Origin of the sequence: Streptomyces sp. NPDC127114, assembly GCF_042677525.1 — a bacterium.
Taxonomy (GTDB): domain Bacteria; phylum Actinomycetota; class Actinomycetes; order Streptomycetales; family Streptomycetaceae; genus Streptomyces.
Genome location: NZ_JBHXTJ010000003.1, coordinates 351,367 through 358,586, shown reverse-complemented (window position 1 = coordinate 358,586; position 7,220 = coordinate 351,367). Strand labels below are relative to the sequence as shown.

Annotated in this window: 4 protein-coding genes and 1 pseudogene; 2 read left to right on the top strand and 3 right to left on the bottom strand. The window is 72.0% G+C overall.

The genetic code is table 11. The features are described 5' to 3' along the window. A pseudogene (locus tag ACFVGS_RS05500) lies at positions 1-1,062 on the bottom strand (hypothetical protein); the annotation flags it as partial. Between the two features lie 158 nt (positions 1,063-1,220). Between ACFVGS_RS05500 and ACFVGS_RS05495 the strand changes: the two are divergent. Next, entirely contained in the window at positions 1,221-3,032 is a 1,812-nt protein-coding gene (locus tag ACFVGS_RS05495) for a thioredoxin-like domain-containing protein (protein WP_385690605.1), read from the top strand. Positions 3,033-3,091: 59 nt separating this feature from the next. On the opposite strand, the gene ACFVGS_RS05490 is transcribed toward ACFVGS_RS05495, so the two are convergent. Further along, positions 3,092-4,387: a M18 family aminopeptidase gene (locus tag ACFVGS_RS05490; protein WP_385690602.1), complete on the bottom strand. Its 1,296-nt coding sequence runs from the start codon at positions 4,385-4,387 to the stop codon at positions 3,092-3,094. A gap of 210 nt (positions 4,388-4,597) precedes the next feature. Then, positions 4,598-6,427 carry an acyl-CoA dehydrogenase gene (locus ACFVGS_RS05485; protein WP_384411474.1) on the bottom strand — a complete coding sequence of 610 codons (1,830 nt, stop codon included), beginning with the start codon at positions 6,425-6,427 and terminating at the stop codon, positions 4,598-4,600. Positions 6,428-6,614: 187 nt separating this feature from the next. Here ACFVGS_RS05485 and ACFVGS_RS05480 point away from each other — a divergent pair, with 187 nt between their 5' ends. Next, positions 6,615-7,127: an SseB family protein gene (locus tag ACFVGS_RS05480; protein ID WP_384411476.1), complete on the top strand. Its 513-nt coding sequence runs from the start codon at positions 6,615-6,617 to the stop codon at positions 7,125-7,127. Positions 7,128-7,220 lie beyond the last annotated feature (93 nt).

The following is a 7,220-nucleotide window of genomic DNA, read 5'->3' as shown; positions in this document are numbered from 1 at the left end:
GGCGAGGGCGGCCGCCGCAGCCGCTGCCGCCGCGTCCGCGGCCGTGCCGGCCGCCGCCGTACCGGCACCGGCTGCCGCCCCGGCCGCACCCGCGGCCGTTCCCGAGGCACCCGCCGGAGGACCGGCGGCAGCGGCGCCCGGTCCTCCCGCCGCGGGTGTCCCCGCGCCCGGTCCCGTGCCCGCCGCCCCCGCGGACGGCAGGGGCCCGGGCCGGGTGCGTGCGGCCGGAGGCGGTACGGCTGCCGGCGGCACCGGCGCCGGTGGTGCGGCGGACGCCGGTGGCGGCTCGGGCGCCGGTCGCGCCGGCATCCGGAAGGCGGCCGACGCGCGGGCCGTGAGCAGCGGCGGCGGGAGGCGTTCGCCGTGTTCGCCCAGGGTCGTGATCCGGTCGCTGCCCTCGGCCAGGCCCGCGCTGCGGTGGTCGCCGGGGCCGCGCCGTACCGTCGCCGCGCATGTCGCGGAGGCGCCGGGTGCGAGGGCCGGCACGGTGCACACGAGCCCGCTCGGCGTGGGGGCGAGGGTCCGGTCGGTGAGCCGGACGGCGTGGACCGGCCGGTTGCCGCGGTTGGTGACCGCGTACCGCACGGTGGCCGTGCCCGGCGGCCCGACGCGTACCCCCTCGGTGAGGACGAGGGCGCCGGCCACGCCGTCGTATCCGGAGCGCGCCGTGACCGTCGGGCTCCGGCCGAGCGACGGGATGTCGCCGGTCGCGCGGGCGGTGCCGGCATGGCGCCCGGGCAGGGCCCGGAAGCGCGCGGTGCACACCGTCGCGTGGAGCGCCGCGAGCGGCCGTGCCGGGCAGCCGGCCTCGCCGCCGGGCACGTCGGGATCCGTGACCCGCACCCGGTGGAGGTCGGCCTCGCCTCGGTTGACCAGGCGGTAGTGCTTCACGACGGTCCCGCCGGCCCGTACGGTCGCCTCCGTGGCCGAGCCGTTGACGGTGACGGTCATCCCGAGGGCGCCGTCGCCGGCGCCGCCCGCGAGGGCGGGCTGCGGACCCGCCGGGAGGAGGAGCAACAGGAGTAACAGCAGCAGGAGCAGCGTGGTGTGACGCGGCCGCATGACACCTCCCGGCCGAATAGTCGGATGATCGTTCCGGTCGTGCACTGCCCGCCATGCTCGCCATGCCGCCCGCACGAGCCCTGGGCAAGACACGCGCCCGTCCCGCCACCCGGACCCCTCTTTCACCCGTCCGGCGAACCGTGCGGCACTCTTGAACCATGAACGATGCCGCCCCGGCGCCCACCCCCGCGCCCGCGCCCCGCCGTGCCCGTGTCCGTGCCCCCGAGCTGATCGGCAAGGGCGGCTGGCTGAACACCGGCGGAGACGAACTGACCCTCATGGACCTGCGAGGGAAGATCGTCCTGCTCGACTTCTGGACCTTCTGCTGCATCAACTGCCTGCACGTCCTCGACGAGCTGCGCGAGCTGGAGGAGAAACACCGGGACACGCTCGTGATCGTCGGCGTGCACTCGCCGAAGTTCGTGCACGAGGCGGAGCACCAGGCCGTCGTCGACGCCGTCGAGCGCTACGAGGTGCACCACCCGGTCCTGGACGACCCGGAGCTCGCGACCTGGAAGCAGTACGCCGTCCGGGCCTGGCCCACGCTCGTCGTCATCGACCCCGAGGGCTACGTCGTCGCGCAGCACGCCGGCGAGGGCCACGCCAACGCGATCCGCACCCTCGTCGAGGAGCTGGAGGCGGAGCACGAGGCGAAGGGGACGCTGCGGCGCGGCGACGGGCCGTACGTGCCGCCGGAGCCGGTCGCGACCGACCTGCGCTTCCCCGGCAAGGCGGTCCTGCTGCCCTCCGGGAACCTGCTGGTCTCCGACACCACCCGGCACCAGCTCGTCGAGCTGGAGCAGGACGGCGAGACGGTGGTACGGCGGATCGGCGCCGAGGGCGAGGTGTTCCGCGAGCCGCAGGGCCTGGCCGTCCTCCCGGACGGGAAGGTCGTCGTCGCCGACACCGTGCACCACGCGCTCCAGCTCTTCGACCCGGCCACCGGCGCGGTCGAGCGGATCGCCGGCACCGGCCGCCAGTGGTGGCAGGGCTCCCCCACCTCCGGCCCCGCCCTCGAGGTCGACCTGTCCTCGCCGTGGGACGTCGCCTGGTGGCAGGGCAAGGTGTGGATCGCGATGGCCGGCGTGCACCAGATCTGGACCTACGACCCGGAGAGGGGCACCGTCGAGGTCGCGGCCGGCACCACCAACGAGGGCCTGGTCGACGGGCCCGCCGCCGAGGCCTGGTTCGCCCAGCCCTCCGGGCTCGCCGCGACCGCGGACCGGCTGTGGATCGCCGACTCCGAGACCAGCGCGCTCAGGTGGATCGACACCGAGGGGACGGTGCACACCGCCGTCGGCACCGGCCTCTTCGACTTCGGGCACCGCGACGGCGCCGCCGGCCAGGCCCTGTTCCAGCACCCGCTGGGCGTCACGGCCCTGCCGGACGGCTCGGTCGCCGTCTCGGACACGTACAACCACGCGCTGCGCCGCTTCGACCCGGCGAGCGGTGAGGTCACCACCCTCGCCACCGACCTGCGCGAGCCCAGCGACGCGGTCGTGGTCGGCGAGGACGTCGTGGTCGTCGAGTCGGCCCGGCACCGGCTCACCCGGCTGCGCCTCCCCGAGGAGGCCGTGCAGGTCGAGGCGGTCGCCCACCGCACCCAGCGCGAGGCCACCGACGTCGCCCCGGGCCGGCTCCGCCTCGACGTGGTCTTCCAGGCCCCGAAGGGCCAGAAGCTGGACCAGCGTTACGGCCCCTGCACCCGGCTCCTGGTCTCCTCGACCCCTCCGGAGCTGCTGCTCTCCGGCGAGGGCAAGGGCACGGACCTCTTCCGCGAGCTGGAGCTGAACCCGGAGCTGACCGAGGGCGTCCTGCACGTCTCGGCGATGGCCGCGTCCTGCGACGACGACCCGGAGAACGAGTACCCGGCCTGCCACGTGCACCAGCAGGACTGGGGCGTCCCGGTGCGGATCACGGAGGGCGGCGCGGCCCGGCTCCCGCTGATCCTGGCCGGAATGGACGCCTGAGACGGGACGACCGGCCCCTGCCGCACGGCAGGGGCCGGTCGTCGCGTGCGTCAGGTGCGTCAGCCCTCCAGGAAGGCCACCAGCGCGTTCGCCAGGTGGTACGGGTCGTCGGCGCCGCACAGCTCGCGGGCGCTGTGCATCGACAGGCAGGCCACGCCGATGTCGACCGTCGAGATGCCGTGCCGGGCGGCGGTGATCGGGCCGATCGTGGTGCCGCAGGGCATGTCGTTGTTGGAGACGAAGGACTGCCACGGCACGCCGGCCTTCTCGCAGGCGGCGGCGAACACGGCGCGGCCGCTGCCGTCGGTGGCGTACCGCTGGTTGACGTTCACCTTGAGGATCGGGCCGCCGTTGGGGCGCGGGTGGTGCGTCGGGTCGTGGCGCTCGCTGTAGTTCGGGTGCACGGCGTGGCCGACGTCGGAGGAGAGGCAGACCGAGCCGGCGAGGGCGCGGGCCTTGTCCTCGTAACCGCCGCCCCGCGCGTACACCGAACGCTCCAGGACGTTCCCGAGTAGCGGGCCGTGGGCACCGGTGTCGGCCTCGGAGCCGTTCTCCTCGTGGTCGAAGGCGGCGAGGACCGGGATGTACGGCAGGGCATCGCCCTGCGCCGCGGCGGCGGTGAGCGCGGCGACGCAGGCGTGCACGGAGATGAGGTTGTCCATGCGCGGGCCCGCGAGCAGCTCGCGGTCGCGGCCCAGGTAGGCCGGCGCTTCCAGGGCGTGGACCATGAGGTCCCAGCCGGTCACCTCCTCGGCGTCGACACCGGCCTCCTCGGCGACGAAGGAGATCAGGTCGCCCTCGTGCACCGGGCCCAGGCCCCAGATCGGCTGCATGTGGCGCTGGCGCTCCAGCTTCATGCCCTCGTTGACCTGGCGGTCCAGGTGGATGGCGAGCTGCGGCACGCGCAGCAGCGGCCGGTCCACGTTGACCAGGTGGTGGGAGCCGTCGCGCAGGGTGAGCCGGCCGGCCAGGCCCAGGTCGCGGTCGAGCCAGCTGTTGAGCAGCGGTCCGCCGTAGATCTCCACGGCGATCTGGCGCCAGCCCTCGCGGCCGAAGTCGGGCTGGGGCTTGACCCGCAGGTTCGGGGAGTCGGTGTGCGCGCCGACGATCCGGAACGGGGTGTGCGGGGCGGCGCCCTCGGGCACGTACCAGGCGATGATCGCGCCGCCGCGGATCACGTACTTCCCGCCTGCCGTCCCCTCCCAGGCGTCGGTCTCCTCGACCTTGCGGAAACCGGCCTTCTCCAGCCGCTCCGCGGCGTTCGCCACCACGTGGTACGGCGACGGCGAGGCCGCCAGGAAGGTCATGAGGTCATCGGTGTGGCCGCGGTCGAAGCGGACAGGTGCGCTACTCATGTCGTTCACCTTACGCAGTCTCGAAATGCGGACGCGGGCCCGTGGGTCCCCTGCGGACAACCGGCCGCGACAGCACCTGTGGACAGGGAAGTGCAGAGGAAGTGCACGAGGAGGCGCACAAGAAAAAGGAACGGCCCGCTCCCCTCCCCGGGAGCGAGCCGTTCCTCTGTGCGGACTCAGGCGCGTACCTGTGCGGTACCTGTGCGGGTACTAGAACGCGGCCTCGTCCAGGTCCATCAGGGAGCCGTCCACGCCCTCGGCGAGGACGCGCTCGGTGGAGACGCCGGGCAGGACGTTGGCGGCGAAGAACTTCGCGGCCGCGATCTTGCCCTGGTAGAAGGCGACGTCCTTGCCGGAGGCGCCGGCCGCCAGCTTCTCGGCGGCCACGGCCGCGCCGCGCAGCAGCAGGTAGCCGACGACCACGTCGCCGGACGCCATGAGCAGGCGGGTGGTGTTGAGGCCGACCTTGTAGATGTTCTTGACGTCCTCGCCGGTGGCGGTGAGGTCGGTCAGCATCGCGCCGACGATGCCCTCCAGGTCCACGGCCGCCTTGGCGAGCGCGTCGCGGGCGCCGGCCAGCTCCTCGCCGCCGGTGCCGACCGCGAGGAACTTCTTGATCTCCTCGGCCAGCGCGTTCAGGGACGCGCCCTGGTCGCGGACGATCTTGCGGAAGAAGAAGTCCTGGCCCTGGATCGCCGTGGTGCCCTCGTAGAGCGTGTCGATCTTGGCGTCGCGGATGTACTGCTCGATCGGGTACTCCTGCAGGAAGCCGGAGCCGCCGAAGGTCTGGAGCGACTGGGCGAGCTGCTCGTAGCCCTTCTCCGAGCCGTAGCCCTTGACGATCGGGAGCAGCAGGTCGTTCAGGCCGTGCAGGGCCTTGGCGTCCTCGCCGGCCGCCTCCTTGACCGCGATCTCGTCCTGGACGGCCGCCGTGTAGAGGACGAGGGAGCGCATGCCCTCGGCGTACGCCTTCTGCGTCATCAGCGAGCGGCGGACGTCCGGGTGGTGCGTGATGGTGACCTTGGGCGCGTTCTTGTCCATGAAGTTCGCCAGGTCGGTGCCCTGGACGCGCTCCTTGGCGTACTCCAGGGCGTTGAGGTAGCCCGTGGAGAGGGTGGAGATCGCCTTCGTGCCGACCATCATGCGGGCGAACTCGATGATGAGGAACATCTGGCGGATGCCGTCGTGCTTGTCGCCGATCAGCCAGCCCTTGGCGGGGTGCTTGTCGCCGAAGGTCATCTCGCACGTGTTGGAGGCCTTGAGGCCCATCTTGTGCTCGACGTTGGTGGCGTAGACGCCGTTGCGGGCGCCCAGCTCGCCGGTCTCCCAGTCGAACTCGTACTTCGGGACGAGGAAGAGCGACAGGCCCTTGGTGCCGGGGCCGGCACCCTCGGGGCGGGCGAGGACGTAGTGGAGGATGTTCTCCTCCATGTCGTGCTCACCGGACGTGATGAAGCGCTTCACGCCCTCGATGTGCCAGGAGCCGTCCTCCTGCTGGATCGCCTTGGTGCGGCCGGCGCCGACGTCCGAGCCCGCGTCGGGCTCGGTGAGCACCATGGTGGAGCCCCAGCGCTTCTCGACGGCGATCTGCGCGATCTTCTTCTGCGCCTCGTTGCCCTCGTTGTAGAGGATGCCGGCGAAGGCCGGGCCGGAGGAGTACATCCAGATGGCCGGGTTCGAGCCGAGCAGCAGCTCCGCGTAGGCCCAGATGAGCGAGCGCGGGGAGACGGTGCCGCCGATCTCCTCCGGGATGCCCAGGCGCCAGTACTCGGACTCCATGAAGGCGTTGTACGAGTTCTTGAAGGAGGCCGGGACCGGGGCCGTGTTGGTCTCGGGGTCGAAGACCGGCGGGTTGCGGTCGGCGTCGGCGAAGGACTCGGCCAGCTCGTTCTCGGCGAGGCGGCGGATCTCGTCGAGGATGCTCTTCGCGGTCTCGACGTCCATCTCCTCGAACGGACCGGTGCCGTACACCTTGTCGCGGCCGAGCACCTCGAAGAGGTTGAACTCGATGTCGCGGAGATTCGACTTGTAGTGCCCCATGGCGACGGCTCCGTAAAGGCTCGGGGAGGCGGATGTCCTCGTGCGCGTACTCGGCAACGGCGTACTACCGGCGAGTAGCCCACGCTCTCCACGATGATGCTACCCACCGGTAATAAAAGGCAACCCCTATCCGGACATCTGTGACGCGGGCCGCACGCCCCGCCCGGGCCTCGATAGGCTGACCCGCATGTACGGCTACGAGCAGAACCCGGGTGCCCAGCAGCAGTACGGCCAGCCCCCGCAGCAGGGGATGCCGGGCATGCAGGGAGGCATGCAGGCGGGTATGCAGCCGGGCATGCAGGGCGGTTACGCCCAGCAGCCCCCGCTGTACCCGGAGCCGTCCCCGCCGTCGCTCGCGGACGCGGTGCGGGCCTTCACCACCGGCACCCTCTCCGCCGAGGACTTCCAGCAGATCTTCGCGACCTCGAAGGTCTACTGTCCGCGCGGCGACACCCCCGGCTTCCTGGCGCTGCACAACACCCAGCAGCCGGTGATCCCGATGTTCACCACGCTCAAGGAGCTGCGCCGCTACGCGGGCAAGGAGTCGAAGTACTTCGTCATCACGGGCGCGGAGGTGATCGACCTCCTCCCGACCGGCTACGGCTTCGTCCTCGACATGGAGGGCGACCACCGGATGGTCTTCGACGCGAAGGCCGTGGAGCAGATGGTCGACTACGCGATGCGGCGGATGTACGGCTGAGCGAGGCTCGTACCTGAGGCTCGTGGCGAGGCGCCCGGGAGGAATTCCTCCCGGGCGTTTCGCGTTCCGGGTGGCAGGAAGTTCAGAATTCAA